25 protein-coding genes and 1 other RNA gene are annotated in these 26,219 nt (G+C 51.2%); 22 read left to right on the top strand and 4 right to left on the bottom strand.

The features are described from left to right. Positions 1 to 51: 51 nt before the first annotated feature. The 5 genes from ssrS (at position 52) to DHN43_RS14645 (ending at position 3,763) form a co-directional block, all read left to right on the top strand. Positions 52 to 211: non-coding RNA, 6S RNA (ssrS, locus tag DHN43_RS14665), on the top strand. 157 nt (positions 212 to 368) lie between these two features. After that, positions 369 to 962, top strand: a complete 594-nt coding sequence (locus DHN43_RS14660) for a 5-formyltetrahydrofolate cyclo-ligase (RefSeq protein WP_108819090.1) — start codon at positions 369 to 371, stop codon at positions 960 to 962. Positions 963 to 1,204: 242 nt separating this feature from the next. Continuing rightward, positions 1,205 to 2,041, top strand: a complete 837-nt coding sequence (locus DHN43_RS14655; protein ID WP_057461988.1) for a TIGR00282 family metallophosphoesterase — start codon at positions 1,205 to 1,207, stop codon at positions 2,039 to 2,041. Positions 2,042 to 2,276: 235 nt separating this feature from the next. Further along, positions 2,277 to 3,020 carry a YebC/PmpR family DNA-binding transcriptional regulator gene (locus DHN43_RS14650; protein ID WP_057461987.1) on the top strand — a complete coding sequence of 248 codons (744 nt, stop codon included), beginning with the start codon at positions 2,277 to 2,279 and terminating at the stop codon, positions 3,018 to 3,020. Between the two features lie 158 nt (positions 3,021 to 3,178). Next, on the top strand, positions 3,179 to 3,763 hold the full coding sequence (locus DHN43_RS14645) for a hypothetical protein (protein ID WP_108819089.1): 585 nt from the start codon (positions 3,179 to 3,181) through the stop codon (positions 3,761 to 3,763). 4 nt (positions 3,764 to 3,767) lie between these two features. Here the strand turns inward: DHN43_RS14645 and DHN43_RS14640 are convergent, their stop codons facing one another. From DHN43_RS14640 to DHN43_RS14630, 3 genes are all read right to left on the bottom strand, one after another. After that, positions 3,768 to 4,265: an Lrp/AsnC family transcriptional regulator gene (locus DHN43_RS14640; RefSeq protein WP_057461985.1), complete on the bottom strand. Its 498-nt coding sequence runs from the start codon at positions 4,263 to 4,265 to the stop codon at positions 3,768 to 3,770. Between the two features lie 130 nt (positions 4,266 to 4,395). Next, positions 4,396 to 5,157, bottom strand: coding sequence for a sulfite exporter TauE/SafE family protein (locus tag DHN43_RS14635; protein WP_208995423.1), 762 nt, complete (start codon positions 5,155 to 5,157; stop codon positions 4,396 to 4,398). 187 nt (positions 5,158 to 5,344) lie between these two features. Continuing rightward, complete coding sequence (locus DHN43_RS14630) at positions 5,345 to 6,100, bottom strand: sulfite exporter TauE/SafE family protein (protein ID WP_063291529.1); 756 nt, start codon at positions 6,098 to 6,100, stop codon at positions 5,345 to 5,347. A 144-nt stretch (positions 6,101 to 6,244) separates the two neighbouring features. Between DHN43_RS14630 and ruvC the strand changes: the two genes are divergently transcribed. The 17 genes from ruvC (at position 6,245) to DHN43_RS14545 (ending at position 24,975) form a co-directional block, all read left to right on the top strand. Further along, positions 6,245 to 6,745 (top strand): crossover junction endodeoxyribonuclease RuvC, encoded by a 501-nt coding sequence (ruvC, locus tag DHN43_RS14625; protein ID WP_063291571.1) that lies wholly within the window; start codon positions 6,245 to 6,247, stop codon positions 6,743 to 6,745. Then, positions 6,742 to 7,356: a Holliday junction branch migration protein RuvA gene (gene ruvA / locus DHN43_RS14620; RefSeq protein WP_108819088.1), complete on the top strand. Its 615-nt coding sequence runs from the start codon at positions 6,742 to 6,744 to the stop codon at positions 7,354 to 7,356. Before ruvC ends, ruvA begins: the two co-directional genes overlap by 4 nt. Next, positions 7,356 to 8,402 carry a Holliday junction branch migration DNA helicase RuvB gene (ruvB, locus tag DHN43_RS14615; protein WP_063291530.1) on the top strand — a complete coding sequence of 349 codons (1,047 nt, stop codon included), beginning with the start codon at positions 7,356 to 7,358 and terminating at the stop codon, positions 8,400 to 8,402. The genes ruvA and ruvB overlap by 1 nt, the downstream gene beginning before the upstream one ends. 9 nt (positions 8,403 to 8,411) lie before the next feature. Continuing rightward, complete coding sequence (gene ybgC / locus DHN43_RS14610) at positions 8,412 to 8,873, top strand: tol-pal system-associated acyl-CoA thioesterase (RefSeq protein WP_057461982.1); 462 nt, start codon at positions 8,412 to 8,414, stop codon at positions 8,871 to 8,873. Between the two features lie 245 nt (positions 8,874 to 9,118). Then, positions 9,119 to 9,904 (top strand): protein TolQ, encoded by a 786-nt coding sequence (tolQ, locus tag DHN43_RS14605; protein ID WP_057461981.1) that lies wholly within the window; start codon positions 9,119 to 9,121, stop codon positions 9,902 to 9,904. Between the two features lie 3 nt (positions 9,905 to 9,907). After that, a complete protein-coding gene (gene tolR, locus DHN43_RS14600) occupies positions 9,908 to 10,366 on the top strand; it encodes a protein TolR (RefSeq protein ID WP_057461980.1) in 459 nt (152 codons plus the stop codon). Between the two features lie 6 nt (positions 10,367 to 10,372). After that, complete coding sequence (locus DHN43_RS14595; RefSeq protein ID WP_063302748.1) at positions 10,373 to 11,308, top strand: hypothetical protein; 936 nt, start codon at positions 10,373 to 10,375, stop codon at positions 11,306 to 11,308. Positions 11,309 to 11,336: 28 nt separating this feature from the next. Beyond that, positions 11,337 to 12,701, top strand: coding sequence for a Tol-Pal system beta propeller repeat protein TolB (tolB, locus tag DHN43_RS14590; RefSeq protein ID WP_108819087.1), 1,365 nt, complete (start codon positions 11,337 to 11,339; stop codon positions 12,699 to 12,701). Positions 12,702 to 12,841: 140 nt separating this feature from the next. Further along, positions 12,842 to 13,324: a peptidoglycan-associated lipoprotein Pal gene (gene pal / locus DHN43_RS14585; protein WP_063290216.1), complete on the top strand. Its 483-nt coding sequence runs from the start codon at positions 12,842 to 12,844 to the stop codon at positions 13,322 to 13,324. Between the two features lie 218 nt (positions 13,325 to 13,542). Next, positions 13,543 to 14,430 carry a tol-pal system protein YbgF gene (gene ybgF, locus DHN43_RS14580; RefSeq protein ID WP_063290215.1) on the top strand — a complete coding sequence of 296 codons (888 nt, stop codon included), beginning with the start codon at positions 13,543 to 13,545 and terminating at the stop codon, positions 14,428 to 14,430. Next, complete coding sequence (gene tilS / locus DHN43_RS14575) at positions 14,414 to 15,739, top strand: tRNA lysidine(34) synthetase TilS (protein WP_159096860.1); 1,326 nt, start codon at positions 14,414 to 14,416, stop codon at positions 15,737 to 15,739. Before ybgF ends, tilS begins: the two co-directional genes overlap by 17 nt. Before the next feature lie 270 nt (positions 15,740 to 16,009). Continuing rightward, a complete protein-coding gene (ftsH, locus tag DHN43_RS14570) occupies positions 16,010 to 17,938 on the top strand; it encodes an ATP-dependent zinc metalloprotease FtsH (protein ID WP_063302744.1) in 1,929 nt (642 codons plus the stop codon). Positions 17,939 to 18,191: 253 nt separating this feature from the next. Continuing rightward, positions 18,192 to 19,541 carry a phosphoglucosamine mutase gene (gene glmM, locus DHN43_RS14565; RefSeq protein ID WP_108819085.1) on the top strand — a complete coding sequence of 450 codons (1,350 nt, stop codon included), beginning with the start codon at positions 18,192 to 18,194 and terminating at the stop codon, positions 19,539 to 19,541. Between the two features lie 268 nt (positions 19,542 to 19,809). Beyond that, positions 19,810 to 20,601, top strand: a complete 792-nt coding sequence (locus DHN43_RS14560) for an outer membrane protein (protein ID WP_199914811.1) — start codon at positions 19,810 to 19,812, stop codon at positions 20,599 to 20,601. 282 nt (positions 20,602 to 20,883) lie between these two features. Further along, positions 20,884 to 22,056 carry a phosphoserine transaminase gene (locus tag DHN43_RS14555; protein ID WP_108819084.1) on the top strand — a complete coding sequence of 391 codons (1,173 nt, stop codon included), beginning with the start codon at positions 20,884 to 20,886 and terminating at the stop codon, positions 22,054 to 22,056. 129 nt (positions 22,057 to 22,185) lie between these two features. Continuing rightward, a complete protein-coding gene (gene serA / locus DHN43_RS14550; RefSeq protein WP_108819083.1) occupies positions 22,186 to 23,784 on the top strand; it encodes a phosphoglycerate dehydrogenase in 1,599 nt (532 codons plus the stop codon). A 144-nt stretch (positions 23,785 to 23,928) separates the two neighbouring features. Continuing rightward, entirely contained in the window at positions 23,929 to 24,975 is a 1,047-nt protein-coding gene (locus tag DHN43_RS14545) for a M42 family metallopeptidase (protein ID WP_108819082.1), read from the top strand. A gap of 67 nt (positions 24,976 to 25,042) precedes the next feature. Here DHN43_RS14545 and DHN43_RS14540 read toward each other — a convergent pair whose 3' ends face one another. Beyond that, positions 25,043 to 25,963, bottom strand: coding sequence for a DMT family transporter (locus DHN43_RS14540; protein ID WP_108819081.1), 921 nt, complete (start codon positions 25,961 to 25,963; stop codon positions 25,043 to 25,045). Positions 25,964 to 26,219 lie beyond the last annotated feature (256 nt).

Raw genomic sequence — 26,219 nt, 5'->3', positions numbered from 1 at the left:
TTGGATCCGAGGGGCTGGTAATTTTATTCGCTCTGGCCTATATCACCCATTGCGTTGCTGCGCGGTTCGTCAGGAGATACATATCCCCGGGGCCTTACGCATTCCTTTGGGAGCTGTTCCTTCCCTCGCTCGTGGGCTTGGGGACACGGCACCCACCTACATAGTAGGTTCTCCGGGATTGCACACTCTCCAACGGCTGTTGTGGCGCGCTCTTATCTTTTTGTTTTCCTCTCTCATTTCAGTGATGCTCTCTTGCTTTGCGATTTTTCGCAGGCTGCATCATAATGCGCGTCGTTCAAGCGTATTGTGTCCCGATAAGTGATCCGATCTTTTCGGAAATGCGCCATTCAATAGAAGTGAGGTGCGTGTTGACGTCTCAAGACACCGAGAATGCCGATTGTAAACTTGCCAAGCAAGACGTGCGGAAAGCCGGACTTGCTGCGCGAGCAACTCTATCGCCAGTAGAGCGGATTGAGCGGTCGCTTGATCTTGTTGGGTATGCTGGTGAGCTTGGGGTGGAACCGGGATCGGTTGTTGCCGGGTTCTGGCCTATTCGGGATGAGGTTGATCCACGTCCGTTGATGGATGCGCTGGCGAAGACCGGCTGTTCTTTGTGCCTTCCTGTTGTCCTTGGTGATGATCTTGAGTTTCGCCGTCTGGATAAGGGCGGGCCGCTGGAACTGGCGGGTTTTGGTAGTATGGCACCGGGGCCTGAGGCAGAGGTTGTGCACCCCAACGTGGTGTTGGTGCCATTGTCAGCGTTTGACAGGCATTGCAACCGGATCGGATATGGCAAAGGTTTTTACGACCGTGCATTGAGTGACCTGGAAAAACTTACCGATCTCACTGCGATTGGGGTTGCATTTGCGGTTCAAGAGGTAGAAGAGGTTCCGATGGAGCCGCATGATCGTCAATTGGATGGAATCCTGACAGATCGTGGGCTTCTGAAAGCTGGTGATTAGAGTGATTTGTCAGGCACTGGGCCTTCTGCGATTTGCATGAAATGCTCGAGAGCTGGCGGGTCTGCTTTGGTCCAAATGATGTGCGCGTATTCTTTCATTATAAAGCCTTAGGTCTGGAATACGTGGCAGGGCATGTCTCGCGTTTAAATGCAGTTACGCGTCATGTTCTACGGTTTGTTTTGTGCGTATCCTGATAGAAAGCCGAGCGGGCATTTCGGGGATACGTCTGAAAGGGTGTATAAATGCAGCTGCTGTTTCTTGGGGATCTTGTTGGGCGCGCTGGTCGCAACGCTGCGACTGATGAACTGCCTCAACTTGTTGAAGACAACCAATTGGATTTTGTCGTTGTGAATGGCGAAAACTCCGCAGCAGGCTTTGGTATCACCGAAGAAATTCTTGAAAATGTGCTGGATGCTGGTGCTGACGTTGTTACCACTGGCAACCACATTTGGGATCAGCGCGATACGCTTGTTTATATTGAGCGTCAGAACCGCTTGCTGCGCCCTGCAAACTATCCATCAGGTACACCGGGTAAGGGCGCAAACCTTTACCGTGCCAAAAACGGTGCTGATGTGCTGGTGGTGAATGTGATGGGCCGCGTTTACATGGATGCGCTGGATTGTCCGTTTGCTGCTATCGACAAAATTCTTGCTGACTGCCCACTGGGCGCTATGGCTGATGCGATCATTATTGATATGCACGCCGAAGCGACCAGTGAAAAGCAGGCGATGGGGCATTTCTGTGATGGCCGTGCATCTCTGGTTGTTGGCACCCATACGCATGTTCCGACTGCTGATCATCAGGTTCTGGTGGGAGGCACGGCCTATATGTCCGATGCGGGCATGTGTGGCGATTACGATTCTGTTTTGGGTATGGATAAGGAAGAACCGGTCAACCGCTTCCTGCGCAAAGTGAATGGCAGCCGTTTTACACCTGCATTGGGTGAAGCAACGGTTTGTGGTGTTGCTGTTGAGACGGATGACCGCACTGGTCTGGCCAAGCATGTCTCTCCAGTACGGATTGGCGGGCGTTTGTCGCAGATTATCCCACCATTTTGGCCAAGCGCAGCAAACAGCTAAGCCTGAATAAACGTCATGCTTACACGTTGATTGGTAGGGAAGAGGACGGTCGGGAGCTCTCTCGCGGTTTCTTGCTCTGGATTTTGTCGTGTAAGCGTCTTATAAGCTTTCATCAAATTTGCTCGACGTTTTGGCGACATACGTGTCGGGGAGAGCGCTGTCCAAGCTATCAGCGGCTTGGTGAGCGCTCCTTTGAGCTATAAGTTTTATTTGCAAACACAAGCCGGGAAGACCTATGGCCGGACATTCAAAATTCAAAAATATCATGCACCGCAAGGGACGTCAGGATGCTGTACGTTCCAAACTGTTCTCTCGCTTTTCCAAAGAGATTACCGTTGCTGCGAAGATGGGTGATCCTGACCCGGACAAAAACCCTCGCCTGCGCCTTGCTGTGCAGAACGCGAAGGCCCAGTCCATGCCGAAGGACAACATTGCCCGCGCGATTGCAAAGTCTCAGGCTGGTGAAGGTGCTGATTATACTGAGATTCGCTATGAGGGTTATGGCCCGGGTGGCACCGCGATTATTGTTGAAGTCCTGACTGACAACAAAAACCGCTCTGCTGCAAATGTGCGTTCCTACTTCACCAAATACGGTGGATCCATGGGAGAAACCGGTTCTGTTTCTTTCATGTTCGATCGTGTTGGCGAGCTTGTTTACAAGCCTGAAGCTGGTGATGCGGACACCGTCATGGAAGCTGGCATTGAAGCCGGTGCTGATGACGTTGAGAGCGATGAAGACGGCCACACCATTATCTGTGCCTTCGAGGATCTCTCCGACGTTTCCAAGGCGCTGGAAGAAGCGCTGTGCGAAGCTGAGTCTGTAAAGATCATCTGGAAGCCGCAGAATCTTGTAGAAGTGAACGAAGAGAAAGCTGGCACCATCATGAAGCTGATGGATGCGCTGGAAGATGATGATGACGTGCAGAACGTCTTCTCTAACTTCGACATCTCAGAGGAAATCATGGCAAAGCTCGGCTAAGCCTGTTTTCTGATTAAGTTATAAAGGCGGTGCGTTTTGCGTGCCGCCTTTTTTGTTGCGTGCTTGTTTTGTGAGGGTGCCCCTGATTTCAATGGAGTTGGCTTCGTTGGGGCTCTGTGAAACCTTTTTGCGACTATGATCAGGGTTGAGGCAGGTTCGTGAGTGAGGAAAACGACAAGGTTCGCGTGATTGAGCATGCTATCGGCTCAGCATGGCGGCTGCATTTGCTGGCGATTGCTTATGCCGCTCTGCTGGTTCTTGGTGCCGTGCTGGAAACGCCTTCCGGTGTTTGGGAGGAGAGGGCACCATTGGTGGCGCGGGTCTACGGCTTTTGTGTGCTCAGTGCGCCGTATGTGCTGACGGTGGCTGGTCTACTGACAGCGCTGTATCTGCGGCAGGCGGTGAACATTGCCCGGACAATGAAAGAGCGCTGTCTGATTGCGACAGCTGCTATTCTAACCATGCCGATCAATGGTTTTCATAAGGGAGAGTGGTGGGTATCCCTGTGTTCAGTCATTGTGACTGTGTTCCCACCGTTGCTCTACATCGGCCTTGCTTTGCTCGGGCAGCCCCTCTCCTATATCGGATTGGGGCTTTGTGTCGGTGCGTATCTGTTCTGCCTTTATCAAAGGCAGATGCTGCTCATCGCTCAAAACAGCAACTTCCTTCAGGACAGAATTTCCGAGCTTGTCAGTATGGCGCAGATCGTTACCGGCTCAGGTAAGAACGAGGACGCCTCCTGATTGATTAATCATCGTCGATGATGGATTCCAAATGCTGTAGTGGCAATGCGCCGTTTGCTTTGAGTGTGCGGATTGCAAAGTTGGAGCGCACATCCTCGACACCGTCCAGTGACATCAGGAAGTCAGAGAGGAAGACGTCGTAGGCTTCCAGCGTTGGGACAACGATCTCAGCAAGGATATCAGACTGACCTGAGACCAGATGACAAGACACGACCTCTGGCTGCGAGGTGACGCGCTCGATGATCGACATGATCTGCGCTTTGCTTTGTTTGCCTACGCGCATTTCAACAAAGACCGTCATGCCAAGACCAACAGTCTTGCGATTCACGGATGCCTGATAGCCGTTGATCACGCCGCTGTCTTCGAGGTTTTTGACGCGGCGCAGGCATGGAGATGGGGATAGGGCAACTTTACCTGCCAACTCTACGTTGGTTAGGCGACCGTCCTCCTGAAGATTTTTCAGGATTTCTAGGTCAATCTTGTCGAGCGATGATTTTGGCATAAATCTGGTTTTTTCGTCTGTTTATAGGAATATTATTGCGGAAACTAAGTTGTTTTTCTTTGTTTCGCAAGCTGTGTTGGTTGCCTGAGGCTTCTCTTGGCCGTTATCAACGTGTGTGTATGGTCTTAGATCATCTGAGAATTCCATCCAAAATTGGCATGCTTGTGATGGCGGCTCCCAAGATGAGTGAATAAGCGAGTGCGCGGTACGAGCGACCGCTTGATAGTGAGAAGCCTTTGGCTCCCAAATAGATGCTCAGGCCGTATGCCGGGCAGATCAGGAGTGAGAGGAGCAGCAGCTCCTGTGTGATCAGGCCATTCCACCAGAACGCCGCAAATGAGCCAAAACTGGTGAAGAAGAAGTAGGTGATCAGGTTGGCGCGAATAACGCTGACGGGCAAGGGGCCAGACATCCAGTAGGTGATGACCGGAGGGCCAGCCAGTTGTGTCATACCGCCGAGCAGGCCGGAAACTGCGCCAACCCCAAAGGAGGTGCGCTTGTTGGGTGCCTTGGTGTAGCGCCAGCCTGAAATCAAAATGATTAGCAGGAGGAGTACCACTCCGGACAGAACCCAGCGCAAAATGTAGGGATCGGCATTTGTGAGTACCCATGCGCCGATAGATACGGTGATCACTGCCCCTCCTGCTGCTGGAAGAACCGTTCTCCAGTCGCAGATTTTGGTGGCTGAGACCACCATGGGGAGTGAGATTGTTGCATCGACCATGAGAAGAGAGGCTGCGGCCAGCTTTGGTTCCATAATGGCGGAGGCAATGGGCATGTAGATCATCGCGGCTCCGAAGCCGGCAAACCCACGGGTCAACCCAGCGAGCGCTATAGTTGCGCACACCATCAAGAAGGCCGGGGATTCTAGTCCTGCGACGTCTGGGAGCATATATGCCTCTGCTGAGAAGGTCGGTTTTAGGCTTCCTAGTTGTGCGGACTATAAGTTACGAAGGTGCCTTCCTCCAATCGGGACAATTGGAGGAATTGTCGAGAATTTCTCAATTACCCTCTGGAGGACATCGCAATTTGCCCTCTAGCCTTGTGAAACTGCGGGAAATTGAGTGAGGCAGGTATGGTTAGAGGTCGTGGAAGAATGGCAGGGAAACGACAGCAGCGAGGAAGATGATGCCTTTTGCCGCCCATTTGAAATACGTAGGTGGTGCGCTTTTGAAGGCTTTCGCACCAAACATAAGACAGCCCAGATAGATTGGGCCGGCGATGATCAGGACCGGTATGAGTTCTTTTGTGAAAAGGCCGTTGTAAGCGTAGGAGGCATACGCGGAGACGTCAGCTATCGCGATAAACACGATCATGTTAGCGCGGATTACGTTTTGTGGATGGGGGCCGGTTGCCCAAAGTGTGTAGATGGGGATGGATGGCATCTGGCTGAAGCCACCAAGCAGGCCGGAGAGTGCCCCGACACCGAGGTTCTGCTTGCGGCTGGGTTCCTCTGAATAAGTCCAGTTGGACATGAGGACGGCCAGCAGCGCGAGCACTACGATGGATATGCCCCAGTGCAGAATAAAGGGTGGTGCATTGGCGAGGATCCATGCGCCGACAGAGACGGCAAGGATCGCTCCAATGGCGGCAGGCACGACGCTTTTCCATCGGCACAGCTTGGTTGCCGGGAAAATGAGTGGCAGCGCGACTATGGTGTCGAGGATGAGTAGGGCAGCTGCTGCGAGTTTTGGGCCAATGACCAGTGCAGCGAGGGGGATCCAGACCATACCTGAACCAAACCCGGCAAATCCACGCATCAAACCTGCCAAAAGGATGGCTCCAGCCACCAGACACAACTGCAAGGCGGAGTGTGCAGACAATGCTTCAATCATACCGGGTCCTTACCTGCAGGATTTGCAGGAACGCGTGGATTACTCCTGAATTTTAACGGATTAAGCGATTGGTTGAGGTTACCGGCTAGCGTCTTCGGAGATTTTTCGTTACCGGTTTGTTCTATGGATCATTCAATTCGAATCATGGGTGTTGACCCTGGCCTCAGGAATACTGGTTGGGGCATTATTGATGCCAAAGGTAATCGCGTCAGCTTCATTGGAAGCGGCACGATACAATCCAACAGCAAGTACTCCCTCGCAGAACGGCTCAAGCAGTTATACACTGGCTTGCAAGAAGTGATTGAACGCTATGATCCTTCTGAGGCTGCGGTTGAGAATACGTTTGTGAACAAGGATGCCGGAGCTACGCTTAAGCTGGGGCAGGCGAGGGGGATCGCTCTGCTTGTGCCATCTCTGCACAATCTCGTGGTTTCAGAATATGCTCCGAACCTGGTGAAAAAGACCGTGGTGGGAACCGGGCATGCGGAAAAAGAGCAAATCCGTATGATGGTGAAGGTGTTGATGCCGAAGGCGACGTTTAACTCGGACGACGCGGCGGATGCACTGGCGATTGCGATCTGCCATAGTCATCACCGAGGTAGTGTAACGGGCCGTCTGGCCGCAGCGGAGGCGCGTTTGAAATGATCGGGAAACTCAAGGGTGTCGTCGACAGTTACGGCGATGATTTTGTACTGCTGGATGTGCAGGGTGTTTGTTATCAGGTGCATTGCCCCTCTCGCGTGTTGCAGCAATTGCCGCGTGTCGGCGAAGCTGCTGTGCTGGCCATTGAGACCATGGTCCGTGAGGATATGATCAAGCTATTCGGTTTTTCGGAGGACAACGAACGTGAATGGTTCCGCATACTCATGACCGTTCAGGGTGTTGGTGCAAAGGTTGCGCTGAGCATTTTAGGCATCATGCGGGCGACTGAAGTGGCGAACGCGATTGCGCTGGGCGATAAGACTGCGATCACACGGGCGCCGGGTGTTGGCAAGCGCGTTGCTGAGCGTATCGTGACAGAGCTGAAAGACAAAGCGCCTGCCTTTGCCTCTGTTGAAGATGACACCATTGCTGTTTCCCAAAGCGTTGCGGAAAATGTGGCGTACCGGCCTGTGGCAGATGCTGTCTCGGCTCTTTCCAATCTCGGCTATCAGCCCGCTCAGGCCTCAGCCGCTGTGGCAGCTGCTGTAAAAACAGCAGGTGAAGATGCCAGCGCTGAAAAACTTATTCGCCTCGGCCTTAAGGAACTTGCGTAATGAATGAGGGTGAGGATCGCCTTGTTACTCCTGAAATTCGGGGCGACGAGATTGACAGCGGAACGCGTCCGCAAACGCTGGATGACTTTACCGGACAGGCGCAGGCTCGTGAAAACCTGAAGGTTTTCATTGGAGCGGCGAAAGCACGGAGTGAAGCGCTGGACCATGTGTTGTTTGTCGGGCCTCCGGGCCTTGGCAAGACAACGCTGGCGCAGATTATGGCGCGTGAACTTGGGGTGAACTTCCGGGCAACGTCTGGTCCTGTGATCGCAAAAGCGGGTGATCTGGCTGCGCTGCTGACCAATCTGGAAGACCGGGATGTTTTGTTCATTGACGAGATCCACCGTCTCAACCCTGCGGTTGAAGAGGTGTTGTATCCGGCGATGGAGGATTACCAGCTCGACCTCATCATTGGTGAAGGGCCAGCTGCGCGGTCTGTGAAGATTGACCTTGCCAAGTTTACTTTGGTGGCCGCAACGACCCGTATTGGCTTGCTGACGACGCCGTTGCGTGACCGCTTTGGCATTCCTGTTCGGCTTGAGTTTTATACTCCGGAAGAGCTGGAGCTGATTGTGAAGCGCGGTGCGCGACTCTTGGGAATCGGTATGAGTGATGCTGGTGCACGAGAGATCGCCAAGCGCTCCCGCGGGACACCGCGTATTGCAGGACGTTTGTTACGTCGTGTGCGGGACTTTGCGATTGTTGCCGGGGATGCTGAGATTGATAGTGGGCTTGCTGACCGAGCTTTGCGGCAGCTGGAAGTGGACAGTGCTGGCTTTGACAGCCTCGATCGGCGTTATCTGAAGCAGATTGCGCTGAACTTTGGTGGTGGCCCTGTTGGGATTGAGACGATTGCAGCTGCTCTTTCTGAGCCGCGGGATGCGATTGAAGAGATTGTTGAGCCGTATCTTATCCAGAATGGCTATCTACAACGGACACCGCGTGGTCGAATTTTGACGCCAATCGCTTTCAAACACCTTGGTTTGGTGGTGCCTGATAACCCGAATGCACCTCAGATGGCTCTTTTTCAACACGCTGAAGACTGACCTGCAGATATGAACACTAAAAAAACTGAGGCAAATTGGCCCGATCTGACGGGGCGAATTGACGGTAACGAACATATTTTGCCTGTGCGTGTGTATTACGAGGACACCGACTTTTCCGGCGTCGTCTATCACGCGGCTTATCTGAAGTTCATGGAGCGTGGCCGCACTGAGCTGCTGCGTCTGCGCGGTGTGCATCATCATGAACTGGATTCAGGCATGCATGGGGAGCGTCTGGCGTTTGCTGTTCGCCATATGGACATTGATTTTCTCAAGCCTGCACGAATCGATGATGTGCTTGAAGTTCATACGGATATCAGTGAAGTGAAGGGTGTCCGGATGTTTATAAGCCAGAGAGTTATGCGTGGTGACGAAGTTTTGATCAAAGCGCGTGTGACTGCTGTGGCCATTTCTGCGGACGGGAAACCACGCAGATTGCCCAAGGATCTAGTCGCCCAAATGAACGGCGAATAAGCGCGATAATCATCGCGAAAAATCACCAATATTCATTCAAAGTAAACGGGACTGGAAACCTTTTAATCCTTCAGTAACCTTAAACAGGTCTTTTCATTTATGCCTTCAATGCTGGCTGTAGTCGAAGTTTCGCCAAATTCGACAGGCAGGAAGGCTGCTAAATGTTTAATAGACTGGTTGTGTCCATGGCAGGGGTTCTACCGTGGACAGGTCTTTGGGTTATCAGGGCAAGAGGTCCTTATTACATGAACTCTAAGGTGATGAAACTCGTTGTGGCCATGAGCGCAGCGGTGGCTTTGTTGACGCCATTGGCTGCAACGGCTCAGGACGTGCAATCTGTTGAGCTGGGTGCAGCTCCGGGTTCGGGCTTGTCCTACATTTCGTTGTTTCTGGAAGCAGACATCGTCGTCAAGATTGTAATGATCGGTCTGATCGCTGCTTCTGTTTGGAGCTGGGCGATTATCTTTGACAAGATTGTTCTGTATGGTCGCTCTCGTCGCCAGATGAACCGTTTTGAGAATGTGTTCTGGTCCGGACAATCTCTCGAAGAGCTCTATAAATCTTTATCCTCCCGCGCGAATAACGGCATGTCCGCATTGTTTGTGGCTGCGATGCGTGAGTGGAAGCGCTCTCATGAAGGGGATAAGCCTGCGATTGCCAGCTTGCAGCAGCGTATCGACCGTGTGATGGATTTGACCATTTCCCGTGAAGTTGAGCGTCTTGAAAAACGTCTGTTGTTCCTTGCAACAATCGGCAGTGCGGCTCCATTTGTTGGTCTGTTTGGTACGGTCTGGGGCATCATGAATGCGTTTACGTCCATTGCAGCTTCCAAGAACACCAACCTTGCCGTTGTGGCTCCAGGGATCGCCGAGGCGCTGTTTGCGACCGGTCTGGGCCTGATTGCAGCTATTCCGGCGGTTATTGCTTACAACAAACTGCAGAGCGACTCCGGCAAGCTTGCCGCGCGTATGGAAGGCTTTGCAGACGAGTTTTCCGCCATTTTGTCCCGCCGCATTGATGAGCGAGGATAACCCATGGGTATGAGCACTGGAGCAGCTGGTGGTGGTGGTCGTGCAGGTGGCAGACGTGGTCGCCGCAGGCATTCTCACGCACCGATGAGCGAGATCAACGTAACGCCGATGGTGGACGTGATGCTGGTACTGCTGATCATCTTTATGGTGGCAGCTCCCTTGCTGACTGTCGGCGTGCCGATTGACCTGCCTGAAACTCGCGCAAAAGCGATGGAAGGTGACACTGAGCCGATAGCGATTTCGGTGAAGTCTGATGGGGGCGTGTTCATTCAGGATACCGAAATCCCTATTGATGAGTTGATCGCGAAACTCGGTGCGATTGCCGAGAATGGTTACAACGAGCGTATCTACGTGCGTGGTGATCAGGATGCCGATTATGGAATCATCATGAAAGTTATGGGTCGCATCAATGCTGCTGGATACAAGCGCATCGGGCTCGTCACTCTAGAGGAGCAGGGTTAACCGGGAATGCGTGCAGGCCTTATCGCATCGCTAGTTGTTCACGTGGTCGTGCTTGTTGCCGGAGCGGTTTCGCTTAACTTCGGTAAAGAGCTGACCACTGCCCCGGTGGATTCACTGCCCGTGGATCTTGTGCCTGTGAGCGAGCTGACAAAGCTGCAGCTAGGCACAAAAGAAGCGAAGGAAATCAAAGAGGCTGCGTTGCAGCCGACCAAGAAGCCTGCAGAAAAGCCAGAGCCGGAGAAAAAGACCGGTGAAGCTAAGAAAGAGGTGAAGAAGGTTCAGGAAGCGAAAAAGGAAGTGCAGCAGGCTGAAACGCCGCCGCCGCCGCCAGAACCAGCTGAGCCAGAACCAGCCCCAAAGGAAGTGCCAAAAGAGAAGGCTCCTGCGGAGACTGCAGAACTTGGTCCTGAAGTCGAGAAAACAGAAAAGCCGAAGCAGGTCGTTAAAGTCCGTCCACGTTCCAAGCCAAAGCCTCCAGCGCGCCCTAAAGCGCCGAAGAAGGAAGAGCCGAAGAAGAAGGAAGATTTTAACTCGAAGATGGCGGCTTTGCTGAACAAAACGAATGCGAAGTCGAGCGGGACTGCGAAGTCCGCAAAACCGGCTTCTCTTGGATCCGAATTGGGTCAGACCAACGTGAAGATGAGCCAGTCTGAACTGGATGCGCTTCGCGGACAGGTTGCCCGTTGCTGGAACCCACCTGTGGGTGCCGCTGGTGCTGAAGATCTTAACGTTCGCCTAGAGTTTAACTTGAGCCGTACCGGTGAAGTTGAAGGGCAGATAAAAGTTCTGAATTCCAGCAGTAACCCGACATTCAGAGCTGCTGCAAGCAGTGCGGAACGCGCGGTCTATCGCTGCGGTCCGTATTCTCTGCCAGCAGCTAAATATGATGCATGGAAAACCGTCATCTTGAATTTTGATCCACGCGATATGCTTGGATACTAGGTATTGAGATTGAAAGGAGCTTAGGTCTATGTCCTTTGTGATGGGGCTTAACCCAATGCGTACAACAGGAATTAAGCAGCTGTGGCGTCGTGCATGCCGCCTTGTGGCTGCTGCTGTTGCTGTTGCTGCGATCTCTCAACCTGCATATGCCCTGATTGAGCTCGATATTACTCAGGGCAACGTTGAACCTATGCCGATTGCAATTTCTCCCTTTGCAGGTTCCGGCTTGCAGGAAGACGTGGCAGGGCAGATCTCTCAAGTTGTTGCAGCGGATTTGCAGCGCTCGGGCTTGTTCCGTCCGATTGATCCGACAGCGCATATTCAGCAGGGAATGAATGTAGGCACCATGCCGCGCTTTGGTGACTGGCGGACCATTGGCTCTCAGGCTTTGGTGACTGGTTCTATCGCGCAGCAGGCAAACGGACAGATCCGGGCAGAATTTCGTTTGTGGGATGTGTTTGCCGGTCAGCAGTTGATTGGTCAGCAGTTCTTCACCACACCGGAAAACTGGCGCCGTCTGGCACACATCATTTCTGATGCGGTTTACCAGCGTTTGACTGGTGAGAAAGGCTACTTCGATACCCGTGTAGTCTTTATTGACGAAAGTGGTCCGAAGGATGCGCGCCGTAAGCGTCTTGCGATCATGGATCAGGATGGGGCGAATGTGCGCTACTTGACCCGTGGTGATGATCTTGTGCTGACACCTCGGTTCTCTCCTGTCTCACAGGAAGTGACCTACATGTCTTATGTGGGTGGAAATCCGCAGGTTTACCTGTTCAACATTGAAACTGGACAGCGTGAGGTTCTTGGTAACTTCCCGGGTATGACGTTTGCGCCGCGCTTCTCGCCTGATGGTCAAAAGGTCATCATGAGCTTGCAGCAAGGCAGCAACGCCAACCTTTATCTCATGGATTTGCGTACCCGCCGGACAACGCGTCTGACCAACACAGCTGCCATTGACACCAGTCCTTCTTTCTCTCCGGATGGAAGTCAGGTGGTGTTTGAAAGTGACCGTGGTGGTTCTCAGCAGCTTTATGTGATGAATTCTAATGGAAGTGGAGCAACGCGCATTTCCTTTGGTCCAGGGCAGTATTCAACGCCTGTGTGGTCGCCGCGCGGTGATTTGATTGCCTTTACCAAGGTGCATCAGGGGCGCTTCATGATTGGTGTTATTCGTCCGGATGGTAAGGGAGAGCGTATTCTCACCGAGGGCTATCACAACGAGGGACCTGCCTGGTCTCCGAATGGACGTGTGTTGACTTTCTTCCGGGATACCGTGGGCGAGCAGGGCGGTCCTCAGGTCTGGACGGTTGACCTGACCGGCTATAATGAACAGCTGGTTCAAACGCCAAACTTTGCTTCAGATCCAGCGTGGTCTCCGTTGCTCGACTAATCAAAAAGCTGAGCCCCTAATTTCTTGCGGGAATTGGGGGGCATTAGCACTTCATTAACCAATAAATTCAAGTTACCCTTAACCAAGTTGGTCTAGGGCTTTTTTAACCCTCGGGGTTTGAGGGACAGGAGATTCTATAAATGTCAAAGACGCTGTTCGCGCGCGGAGCGCGTTTCGCCGCTGTGGTGGCTGTGTGTCTCGTCGCAGCAGCTTGTTCGCAGACACGCCCTGAATTAACCAGTGGCAATAGTTCTGTTGCAGCTGGCTCTGGACAGGACTTCGTTGTGAATGTTGGGGATCGTGTATTCTTCCTCAATAACCAGAGCTCCATTGATGGTTCTGCTCGCGCAGTGCTGGACAAGCAGGCTCAGTGGTTGCAGCACTATAAAAATTACTCAATTACTATTGAAGGTCACGCTGATGAGCGCGGCACCCGCCAGTACAACATCGCACTGGGTGCGCGACGTGCAGCTGCAGTTCGGGAATACCTTGTTGCAAAAGGCATTAGCCCAACCCGCATCAAGACTCTTTCCTACGGTAAAGAACGTCCGGTTGCGGTTTGTAATGCGGCTTCCTGCTGGAGTCAGAACCGTCGTGCTGTGACAGTTCTGAACGGTCAGTAATTGAGTTTGACTTGCTGAAATATAGAAAAGGCTTCTCTAATTTGGGGGAGCCTTTTTTGTTGAAACTCCTGCAAACTTGTAGGAGAACGGAAATTGGTCGGGGAGAAGCCGCAAATAGGAGAGAAACACTGAATGTGTGCCCTATTTTCGTCTTTTCCTCTTGCCAAGAGATGAGAAATTCCGACCCGGCCCCTGTAGGGTGTCTCAGGAGATAATTAATGGCTCTTTACCGACGTATTGCAACAAGCTTTGTTGTTCTTGCGCTTGTAACCTCTACAAGTTTACCAGCATCTGCGCAGCTTTTCGGTTCATCTAAAAATGATGAAACCGCACAGAACACTGCTCGCCTTGGTCAACTTGAAGAGCAGGTTCGCTTGCTGACAGGCAAGGTTGAAGAGCTCAATCACAAACTACGCCTGACTGAAGATGCACTGCGCCGTTCTCAAGAGGACGTTGAGTACCGCCTGCAGCAGTTGGAAAATCCGGGTCAGACACCTCGCGTTGTCCAGCCTCCTGTTGTTCAGCAGCCGAGCACGACGGCTCCGACAAATCGGTCTCAGCAACTTTCTACGTTGAATACGCCTGCACAGGGAACGAATAGCGGTCCGTTGGATCTTTCTCAGATTGCACGCGGCAACAACGCTGCGCCTACCGGTTCCACACCTGCACCAAGTTCTGGCTCTCTTCAGTTTTCTGGCAGCGTGAATGAACTGCTGAGCGGTGATCCGCAGTCGGACTACAATGCTGTTTATGGTCTGATGGTAGGTGGTAACTACCCTGCCGCGACCGAGGGTTTTGACACTTTTCTTGGCATGTATCCTGATCATGAGCTGACTGCAAATGCGCAGCACTGGCTTGGCGAAAGCCTGCTGGCTCAGCGTCAGTATGAGAACGCTGCACAAGCTTTTCTAAAAAGCTATACTGATTTTCCTGAGAGTGAACTGGCTCCTGAAAGCTTGCTGAAATTGGGGACTGCCCTTACAGGTATGGGGAATGCGCCCGCTGCTTGTGAGACTTATGAGCAGCTTCTCGCCAATTTCCAGTTTGCAGCCCCTGCTGTGCTGGAGCAGGCCAAGGTTCAACAAAAACGTGACAACTGCCTCTAATCAAGTTGCTCTCTTTTCTTCCGACGAGCTGAATGAGCTTTTCGGAGAGTATAAGTCTTTCCGCCGGATCGCCGTTGGTGTGTCCGGCGGTGCTGATTCTATGGCTCTGCTTTACCTGTTGAAGCAGTGGACGCAGGAACTGGGGTTTTCTGCTCCTGAACTTTATGCTTTCACAGTCGATCATGGTTTGCGTGCTGAGGCTGCCAGCGAAGCTGCAGGCGTTGCGCAGTATTGCCGGCGCATTGACGTGCCACATGAGACCTTACATTGGCTTGGTGAGAAACCGTCTTCAAACATCCAATCGGAAGCCCGAGATGCGCGCCATGCTCTTTTGCGACAGGCTGCTGAAGACCACGGATGTGAGGGGCTCTTTCTAGGTCATCATCTGGAAGATCAGGCAGAAACGTTTTTGACACGTCTGGCGCGGGGCAGTGGGGTTTATGGTCTTGCGTGTATTCGTAAGGACCGCGAGTTGGATGGATTTCAGATTTGCCGTCCACTACTCGAAATCAGCAAGGTTCGGCTCAAGTCGCTTTTGCATTCTGCCCAGGTGCCATGGTTTGAAGATCCCTCTAATGAAGATGAGCAGTTTACGCGTGTAAAATTTCGACAAGCGCAGCAAGAGCTCGACGAACTTGGGTTGACTGCGGCGAAGCTTTCCGACACGGCGCGACGCATGGCCCGTGCTGCTGATGCCATTGATGTTTGGGTGGATGAAGTAGCTGAGAAATCCTGTACGTTTCATAGTGCCGGACCCGTCCGTTTTGACAGTTCGTGTCTGGAGTACATTCCCGATGAGATTGGCTTGAGGCTGGTTGGACGGCTCGTCCGCTACATTTCTGGCGCGCCTTATATGCCGCGCCTTGCCAAGCTTGAGGGGCTTTATGAAACTCTGAAAACAGAAGATGGGAGCAGGGCGGCCACTCTAGGCGGGGTCAGGTTTGCGCTGGCGAAACCGCATGACGAATCTACCTGGTTTTGTTTTCGAGAGGCCGGTAGGGCTGGCTTGCCGGAGATTGAAGTTAAGCCGGGAGATGAAGGAATATGGGATGATCGCTGGCGTTATAAAGCGGCGCATTCTGCAGAAAGCTTCAAAATCACTTATGTTCAAAAAGAGCTTTGTGGAGATTTTGAGCTAGAAATTCCTGCTAACTGGCTGAAAACAGCATTTCTGACAGCTCCGCTTATTGTTTTTGCTGGTGGGGTATCCTACATGCCTTGGAAGAAGATTGGTCGAACAACAGCTGATGCTGATGTAAGATCGAGGACCTACGGGATTTCGATGGTCCCAGTGAGCAGAACATTTTGAGTGAATCTTAGTTTTGCTGGCGTTCTGTTAAATCTATGCATTTATGCTTTAGAGGAATGCAACTTGAACGTCTGGGCTGGTAAAGTCGGAATTAACGGAGCATCAATCCTGAATTTTCAGGGGTAACCGGCAAAATTCCGTTGGCCTTAAGAAAACTGAGAAAGAATCTGTGTCATTCTCAGGAAAACGTAGAAAGCCCATTAGGGCTCGCTATGATCTTGACAGAGACACGTGCGAGGATCGCCGCCACCTTGCGGTAAAGGGATCGAAATGAACACCAATTTCCGGAATTTTGCCCTCTGGGTGATTATCGGTCTGTTGCTGATAGCGCTGTTCCAGCTCTTTCAGAATCCGACCTCACGAAGCAATACAAATGAAATCGCTTATTCTCAGTTTATCAATCAAGCTGAGCAGGGTGATGTGCGTGAGGTCACGATTCAACAACAACAGATTACCGGCAAATACAGCAATGGCGGTACTTTCCAGACCTATGCGCCTAGTGATGCCAAATATGTTGATGTGCTGCAAACCAAAGGCGTTTTGATTAACGCGAAGCCACCTTCCGAGAGTTTCTCTCTCTTTGGAGCCTTGATTTCATGGCTACCGATGCTGTTGATCCTTGGTATCTGGATCTTTGTGATGCGTCAGATGCAAGGTGGTGGTGGCAAAGCTATGGGCTTTGGTAAGTCTAAAGCGAAACTGCTGACCGAATCGTCTGGCCGTGTGACGTTTGAAGACGTCGCAGGCATTGATGAAGCGAAGGAAGATCTTCAGGAGATTGTTGAGTTCCTGCGTGACCCGCAGAAATTCCAGCGTCTTGGTGGTCGTATTCCTCGCGGTGTGCTGCTCGTTGGCCCACCTGGTACTGGTAAAACCTTGACCGCTCGTGCAGTGGCAGGTGAAGCAAACGTACCGTTCTTCACTATTTCCGGTTCTGACTTCGTTGAAATGTTTGTTGGTGTTGGTGCTTCTCGTGTTCGTGACATGTTCGAACAGGCGAAGAAGAACTCCCCATGCATTATCTTCATCGATGAGATCGATGCTGTTGGCCGTCACCGTGGTGCAGGCCTTGGCGGTGGTAACGACGAACGCGAGCAGACCCTCAACCAGCTCCTTGTTGAGATGGATGGTTTTGAAGCTAATGAAGGTGTGATCATCATCGCAGCGACTAACCGTCCTGACGTGCTTGATCCTGCGCTTCTGCGTCCAGGTCGTTTTGACCGTCAGATTGTTGTGCCAAATCCAGATGTCACTGGCCGCGAAAAGATCCTCAAAGTTCACATGCGTAAAGTGCCATTGGCTCCAGATGTAAACGTGCATACACTTGCTCGCGGAACGCCTGGTTTTTCTGGTGCTGACTTGATGAACCTTGTGAACGAGGCTGCGCTTCTAGCTGCGCGCCGCTCCAAGCGTCTGGTCACCATGGCTGAGTTTGAAGATGCTAAAGACAAGGTGATGATGGGTGCGGAACGCCGTACGCTTGTCATGACCGAAGAAGAGAAGAAGCTGACTGCTTATCATGAAGCTGGTCATGCGCTGGTTGCGATGCATATGCCTGCGTCTGATCCGGTACACAAAGCAACGATTATTCCTCGTGGTCGTGCGCTGGGTATGGTGATGAGGTTGCCTGAGAAAGATCAGGTTTCTCTGACCCGTGCGAAGTGTAAAGCTGACCTTGCTGTTGCTATGGGTGGCCGTGTGGCTGAAGAAATGATCTTCGGTTATGAGAAGGTTACTTCTGGCGCTTCCGGCGATATCCAGATGGCAACCAAGCTTGCAAAAGCCATGGCGACGCAGTTTGGCATGTCCGATAAGCTTGGCCCATTGCTTTACGGAGAAAATCAGGAAGAGGTCTTCCTTGGTCACTCTGTTGCGAAGAGTCAGAATGTTTCTGATGAAACCCAGAAAATGGTTGATGCGGAAATAAAAAGCTTCGTTAATCAGGGCTACGAGACCGCGAATAAGGTTCTGAAAGAGCATGAAGATCAGCTGCATCTGATTGCTCAAGGCTTGTTGGAGTATGAAACTCTCTCCGGTGATGAAATTCGCAAGATGCTTGATGGTGAGCAGCCTGTGCGTGATACCGGTGATGATAGTCCATCTACTCCACGCTCCACTGGCGTGCCTACTGCAGGCGGAAAAAAGCATGGCGGTGAAGGTGAAGCTTCTGATGGGCTTAACCCACAGCCGCAGAGCTAACAGCCAGTCTTCTTGATGGCGCTTTAAAGTATTAAATGCCCGGCTGTTCAGTCGGGCATTTGCTATTGAGGCTCAATTGTTTGGCTTTGTATTGATGAGAATTCACCTTTGCTGCTGCGGCAAATTGCGGGTGAAACGTAATATTTGGACACATCATTTGACAGGACCAGGCAAGGGCAAGCGTGTATCACCATTTCAATTAGATTTATCGTGAGCGATACGCTCCGCATTTGAGAGTTCAGGGAAACATTAAATGTCGCGAAAATACTTTGGCACCGATGGAATGCGCGGTACTGCAAACAAGTGGCCAATGACCGCGGAAGTTGCGCTGAAGGTTGGAATGGCTGCTGGTGTGGTGTTCCGCCGTGGCAAATACCGGCACCGTGTGGTTATCGGCAAAGATACGCGCCTTTCTGGTTACATGTTTGAAAATGCTCTCGTCGCTGGCTTTACTGCGATGGGAATGGATGTTTTTGTGCTTGGCCCGATGCCAACCCCAGCGGTTGCAATGTTGACGCGTTCGTTGCGTGCTGACATTGGTGTCATGATTTCTGCGAGCCATAATCCATTCGAAGACAACGGCATCAAGTTCTTTGGTCCAGATGGGTTCAAGCTGTCTGATGAAGTTGAGCTTCAAATTGAACGTCTCATCGATAGTGACATGAGCCAAAGCTTGCCGGCACCGGACACTCTGGGTCGAGCAACGCGTATCGACAGCATGAAGGATCGCTACATTGAGTTTGCAAAGCGCACCTTGCCGCGGGATCTGAACTTGAATGGCATGCGCATCGTGATCGATTGTGCAAACGGTGCTGCCTATAAGGTTGCTCCAGAGATCCTTTGGGAGTTGGGTGCAGAAGTGTTCCCATTGGGTGTTGATCCAGATGGGTTCAATATCAACAAGGACTGCGGTTCTACTGCTCCTGAAGCGCTTGCCAAGAAGGTTCACGAAGTCCGGGCGGATATCGGGATTGCGCTGGACGGTGATGCAGACCGTGTGATCATCGTGGATGAAAACAGCAAGGTGGTTGATGGAGATCAGCTGATGGCCGTGATTGCTGAATCCTGGAAAGCAGATGGCCGTCTCTCGGCGCCAGGCATCGTTGCGACCGTGATGTCGAATCTAGGTTTGGAGCGTTTCCTGAAAGGGCTTGGCCTTTCTCTTGAACGTACCAAGGTTGGTGATCGCTATGTTGTTGAGCGGATGCGTGAAGGTGGCTTCAATGTTGGCGGTGAACAGTCTGGCCACATTGTGATGTCTGACTTTGGCACGACTGGCGATGGCCTCGTCGCTGCGTTACAGATTCTTGCTTGCGTGAAGAAGATGAAGAAGCCGGTCTCAGAGGTTTGTAACCGATTCGTGCCAGTGCCTCAGGTCCTTAAGAATGTGCGCTATGCGAGTGGTAAACCTCTCGAAGATAAGGCTGTTAAGGCGGTTATTAAGGCTGGAGAAGAGAAGCTTGGTAAACAGGGTCGCCTTGTTATTCGCGCTTCTGGTACTGAGCCGCTCATTCGTGTGATGGGTGAGGCTGATGATGCAAATCTTCTGAACAAGGTGGTTGATAGCATTGTTGACGCAGTTAAAAAGGCTGCAGCTAGCTAGCTGAAACTATTTAATTTATCGAGTTTTGAGAGCGGGTATCTTCGGATGTCCGCTTTCTTTGATTTGAAATCTGAGGGGTGCATAAGTAAATGTAAATTAACTTTCTAGCATTTGCTTGATTTGTGCCTGTTAGTTGTTTGTTAATAATAAATATTAGGGTTAAGAATACTGGTTAATTTATAGGTAATTCTTTCTCTGTAGAAAGTGCTTAGGTTTTAATCAAGGGCAATCATCTCGCGTGACAGGTGCCGTTTGAGGGGACATAAGCATGAAGTATTTTAGTAAGGTGCTGACATTGAGCGCAGCTGCGCTGGTTTCGGCTGGTGTTGCTTATGCAGCCGACCTCCCAGCACCTGTATTCGTAGAAGAGCCAGAGCTCCCACAAGTGGAAATCGGTGGTGGGTGGTATCTGCGTGGTGATATCGGCTACAAAGTCTATCAGAATCCAAAAGCGAAATTCTCCCATATCAAATTCAATGATGAAGAATTAGAGCCAACGGGAATTGTTGGTGTTGGTGTTGGTTATCGTGTGAATGATTTCATTCGCACAGATGTGACACTGGACTATGAATGGGATGCTGACTTTACAGCAAAAGCTGAGTGTATTGGTACTTGTAGTACCTCCGGCACTTCAGATGAGTTTGCGACACTCGATGTCTGGACTGTTCTTTGGAATGTTTATGCTGACCTAGGGTATTACAATGGCTTCACACCATATGTTGGGGCTGGTGTTGGCGCATCTTACGTGAACGCAAAGAATGTACGCGCGATCAATCCAGATGGTACCAGAGTCAAATATCCAAAAGGACATTGGTGGAACTTCTCATGGGCTCTTATGGCGGGTACGTCCTATGAGATTGACGATAATTGGAAAATTGATGCAGGTTACCGCTATCTGAACATTGGTGCGGTGAAGACAAAGTCGTTCTCCAGCAATGGTAAGACCTCCGGTATCAAGTATGACAATCTTGCTGCGCATGAAGTGCGTGTTGGATTGCGTTATGAATTTGGTGGGTCTTCCAGTGGTGGATATGACCAGCCGATCGTCACAAAATATTAGGTCACAGACTGGAGCGTCTCCAGTTTAACTTCTGATCAAAACGTTCCAGAGCCTGTCCTGAGACAGGCTCTTTTTTTGAGCAAAACCAGAGGATAGGCGGAATTGAAAGATTGGTTATCCACTGGGTAGATATACAAAATATATCTAATCGTACGCAGCGTTTAATTGATTGAATGTTGCGCTTTGAGAAAACATTTGTTGACGAGATAAGTCGTTTCGCATAGACCCGTCGGTGGGACACCCCTCCCCAACGAGGGGCACCTATCTGAAAGGGTAGTCATTATGACGAATACGACAATGCCGGCCACAAAACCGGTAAACCCGAACTTTTCTTCGGGTCCATGTGCCAAGCGTCCGGGCTGGACACCTGCAATCCTTGCAGATGCGCCTCTTGGCAGATCTCACCGTGCAAAGATTGGTAAGGCAAAGCTGAAAGAAGCTATCGAGCTGACTCGTGAAGTCCTCGAAGTGCCTGCTGATTACAAAATCGGAATTGTTCCTGCTTCTGATACTGGTGCCGTTGAAATGGCACTCTGGTCGCTGCTTGGTGCGCGCCCAGTTGATATGGTTGCCTGGGAAAGCTTCGGTTCCGGTTGGGTTAGCGATGTCATGAAGCAGCTCAAGCTTGCAGATGCACGCAAGATTGAAGCTGGTTATGGCGAACTGCCAGACCTCAACTCTATAAATTTCGACCACGATGTGGTCTTCACCTGGAACGGTACCACCTCTGGTGTGCGAGTGCCGAATGGTGATTTTATTCCGGCAGACCGTAAAGGCCTGACCATCTGCGATGCGACTTCTGCTGCTTTTGCGCAGGAGCTGGAATTCGATAAGCTGGATGTTGTGACTTACTCTTGGCAGAAGGTGCTGGGTGGTGAAGCTGCTCACGGCATTCTGATCCTGTCACCTCGTGCTGTTGAGCGCCTTGAGAGCTATACGCCTGCATGGCCGATGCCGAAGATCTTCCGCCTGACCAAAGGTGGCAAGCTGATCGATGGTATTTTCTCTGGTGCCACCATCAACACACCGAGCATGCTGTGCGTTGAAGATTATCTGGATGCTTTGGGTTGGGCCAAAGAGCTGGGTGGTCTGAAAGCATTGATCGCTCGAGCCGATGCCAACACTGCCGCAATCACCACTTGGGCTGAGAAAACCGATTGGGTTGACTTCCTGGCAGTAGACCCGGCAACCCGTTCCAATACTTCTGTTTGTCTGAAGATTGTTGATCCGGAAATCACGAAGCTTGATGACAAAGCGCAAGCTGCATTTGCCAAAGCGATCGTGAACTTGCTCGACAAAGAAGAAGTGGCATTCGATATTGGAGCATACCGTGATGCGCCGTCTGGTCTTCGGATCTGGTGTGGTGCGACGGTTGAAACTGCCAATGTAGAAGCGCTTATTCCCTGGTTGGATTATGCTTTTTCTGCTGAAAAAGCGAAGCTGGTTTCTGCTTAAAATTCCTTATTTTTGAACGAAAAAGTTCCGGTCGCCCTGTGTGACCGGTTAACCTGACGCAAGAAGTGTATCTGGCTCCCGCAACATGTGAATGGGAGGGTACCTTCGTTGACTTGAAAGGTTAGCCCGATGGCTCCTAAAGTTCTTATTTCCGATAAGCTCTCTGATAAAGCAGTTCAGATTTTCAAAGAACGCGGTTGCGATGTCGACTTCCTGCCAGACGTTGGCAAGGATAAAGAAAAACTCGCTGAAATCATTGGTAAATATGATGGTTTGGCGATCCGTTCCGCAACCAAAGCAACAGAGAAAATCATCAAAGCGGCGACTAATCTGAAGGTTATCGGTCGCGCTGGTATTGGTGTCGATAACGTTGATATTCCGGCAGCGACTGCCAAGGGTATCGTTGTGATGAACACGCCGTTTGGTAATGCCATCACGACTGCTGAACATGCGATTGCGATGATGTTTGCAGTGACCCGTCAGATCCCGGCTGCTGATGTTTCCACGCAGGCTGGCAAGTGGGAAAAATCCCGCTTTATGGGTAACGAAGTCACTTCAAAAACACTGGGTCTCGTTGGCTGCGGTAACATTGGTTCTATCGTTGCAGACCGTGCTATCGGTTTGAAAATGAAGGTGATTGCGTTCGATCCGTTCCTGTCTCATGAACGTGCTATCGACCTTGGCGTTGAAAAGGTTGAGCTGGAAGACCTCTTCAAGCGCGCTGACTTTATTACACTGCATACCCCGCTGACTGATCGTACCCGTAACATTATTGATGCGGATGCAATCCAGACCATGAAAGATGGTGTCTACCTCATCAACTGTGCCCGTGGTGGTTTGGTTGATGAAGATGCTCTGCGTGCTGCGCTGGATAGTGGCAAGGTTGCGGGTGCTGCGGTTGATGTGTTCACTGTAGAGCCAGCTAAAGAGAACGTTTTGTTTGGTGCTCCAAACCTCGTATGTACGCCTCACCTTGGTGCCTCCACTTCTGAAGCTCAGGAAAATGTTGCGCTGCAGGTAGCTGAGCAGATGTCTGACTATCTGGTCAATGGCGCTGTTTCTAATGCTCTGAACATGCCGTCTATTACTGCGGAAGAAGCGCCACGCCTTGCTCCATTTGTGAAGCTGGCGGAGCAGCTTGGTTCCTTTGCTGGTCAGGCGACAGAGACAGGCATCAAAGCGGTTCGTATTGAATACGAAGGCGATGTTGCAGAAATGAACGTCAAGGCTTTGACCGCCGCTGCGCTCACAGGTGTTCTGCGTCCTTTGCTGCAAACTGTGAATATGGTTTCTGCTCCTGAAGTTGCTAAAGAGCGCGGCATTGTGATTGAAGATGTTCGCCGCGAACAGCATGGTGCTTATGAAAACTATATTCGCCTGACAGTTATCACTGAGCGTCAGGAACGTTCTGTTGCTGGTACGGTGTTTGGTGATCAGAAGCCGCGTATCATTCAGATCAAAGGCATCAACATGGAAGCAGAGCTTGGTGAGAACATGCTCTATGTGACCAACCAGGATAAGCCGGGCTTTATTGGTCAGCTGGGCTCCATTCTTGGTGATGCGAAGATCAACATTGCGACGTTTAACCTTGGCCGGAAGGTTGAAGGTGAAGAAGCAATCTGTCTTGTTGAGATTGATGGTGAAATTGCTGAGACGACCGTGGATGAAATCGCTGCGATTGCGCAGGTGAACCAAGCGAAGCTTCTGCATTTCCCTCAACAGTGCTAAGCTAGTTTATGGATATAGATTAGGAAAAGGCGGTCTTCGGGCCGCCTTTTCTTTTTCCGGTGGTCATGTGACTAGTGGAAATTGCTTATCTTTGAACTTGGCGCCATGATGCAGGCTGGTTCCATTTCGAAGTAGAAAGCTATTATGAATATTGATCTGCTGCGCCGTCTCTGTGAAACTCCTGGTGTTCCCGGACATGAGCATCGAGTACGCGAGATTATTCTGAAAGAGATTGAGGGCCTGTTTGATGATGTTCAAACGGATGCCATGGGGTCTCTTATCTGCCGCCGTGATGCACGCAAAGCGCCTGAAAATGGTGAGAAGCCAAAAAAGGTTATGCTGCTCTGCCATATGGATGAGATTGGCTTCCTTGTTTCGCATATCACCGAGAAAGGCTTTGTCTATGTACAGCCGGTCGGCGGTTTTGATGCACGCAATCTCTTCTCCCGTCGTGTGTTGGTCTCCACAGATAAGGGTGATCTGAAGGCGGTGATGAATCCAGCTGGGCGACCAGTTCACATTGCTCCGCCTGAAGAGCGCAAAAAGATCCCTGAAGTTACTGAGTTCATCATCGATCTTGGTCTTGGTAAGAAGACCAAGGAGGTGGTCAAAGTAGGTGACATGGTCACTCTTGATGAGCCGCTGATTGAGATGGGCGAAAAAGTTGTCTCCAAAGCGATGGATAATCGGGTCGCATGCTGGCTTGGTATTGAAGCTATGCGTGCGCTTGGGGATGCGGATCATACCTGCGAAATCTATGTTGCTTTTACCTGTCAGGAAGAGGTTGGGCTGCGCGGTGCGAAGACTGCGGCCTATGCCATTAAACCAGATATCGGCCTTGGTGTTGATATCACGCTTGCTTGCGATACGCCTGGGGTGCCAGAGCAAGATCAAACGACTGAGCAAGGCAAGGGGTTTGGGCTGCACGTGAAGGACGGCTGGTTCATTGCCGATCTGGAGCTTGTAAAAGAAATCGAAAATCTGGCTATTGAGGAAGAGATTCCCTACCAGCGCACCATGTTGAAGGGTGGCGGACAGGATGGGGCCGCCGCTCAGCAGGCTGCTGCTGGTGCTAAAGCAGTCGGCATTATGGTTGGCACTCGTTATGTGCACACAGTTACCGAGATGATTGATAAGAGTGATCTGCTTGCTGCACGCGATATTCTGGCCGCTTATCTGAAGCGCTGCTGACACCGCAGGCTGTTGCTTAATAAGAAGCCTCCAGATCCTACATACGGTAGGGCTGGAGGCTTTTTTGTTATGCGATTGCTTGTTTCTTGCCTATCCATTTGCTGGTTAAGCGGCCATCGATCAGTAGCAGTGCAATGAAGATTGCTGCCATGCCAATCCAGTGGTTGGCTTCGAGGCGTTCATTCAGGAAAATTGCGCCCAGAATGATTGCGCTGACTGGTATTACAAGCGTGACAGAAGCTGCGTTGGTTGCTCCTGCGAGTTTGAAAAGCTGGAAGTACAGGATGTAAGCAAAAGCAGTGCAAGCGAGAGCGAGAACGAGAACGCTTGCCCATGTTGAAACGGATGCCTCCATCAGTTGCTGAGTTGGCGCTGTATAAATGAGCGCAGGAATCAGCAAGATTGTTGAAGCGGAGAGCTGGCCGGTTGCCAGAGCTGCTGGTGGTAGCTTTTTGAGGCGCATGATGATGAACGCGGCGAATGCATACGAGAGAGCGGCCCCTAGAACTGCGAGCTGAGGCCAAACCTGATTGCTGGCACCGCTTAGAGCATCACTGCCAACCATGATGGCAACTCCGATAACCCCGATCACTGCCGCGACGAGCTTGGTTGCTGTCAGCTTCTCCTCATTGCTGAGGACCTGCATGACAATCATCGTGAAGATGGGTGTGAAGGCGTTGAGCACGGATGCCAATCCGGAGGCAATGTATTGCTGCCCCCAAAAGATGAGGGAGAAGGGGACTACGTTATTTAAGAAGCCCAGCAGGAGGAAGCTGCCAATCCATTTTGTAGAGAGCGGTATGGACTGCTTTGAGATGAGTAAGAAGCCCCACATGGCGAGTGCTGCGATTGCTACTCTTAAAAAGACAAGTGTGATGGGATTAAATTCTGCAACCGCGACTTTGGCAAAGAAAAATGCGCCACCCCACAGGGTGCCCAGCAATAGAAGAATAGACCAGCCCAGCCAGTCAAGTTTTTGTGCGTTCATAAAGCGTATTCAACTTAGTGAAATTTCTTGCAGGAATTGCAAAAAATGAGAAATTGGAACTTACGCTAGTAATATCACTTGCTGTTGTGCCTGTACCACCCGATTTGCGAGTAAAACAATCAACAGAGGTTCACTCTGATCGCAAAAATTACAGTCTTGGCCTAATTTTGAAGGAAAAGGGCTCGTATTTAAGAGATTGACAGATTATAAGGCGCTGTAACTGCGCCCCGGCTCTTACGCCGGGGTTTCTTATGTT

Source organism: Pseudovibrio sp. Alg231-02 (genome assembly GCF_900143565.1).
Classification (GTDB): domain Bacteria; phylum Pseudomonadota; class Alphaproteobacteria; order Rhizobiales; family Stappiaceae; genus Pseudovibrio.
This window is presented reverse-complemented; position numbering and strand designations above follow the sequence as displayed.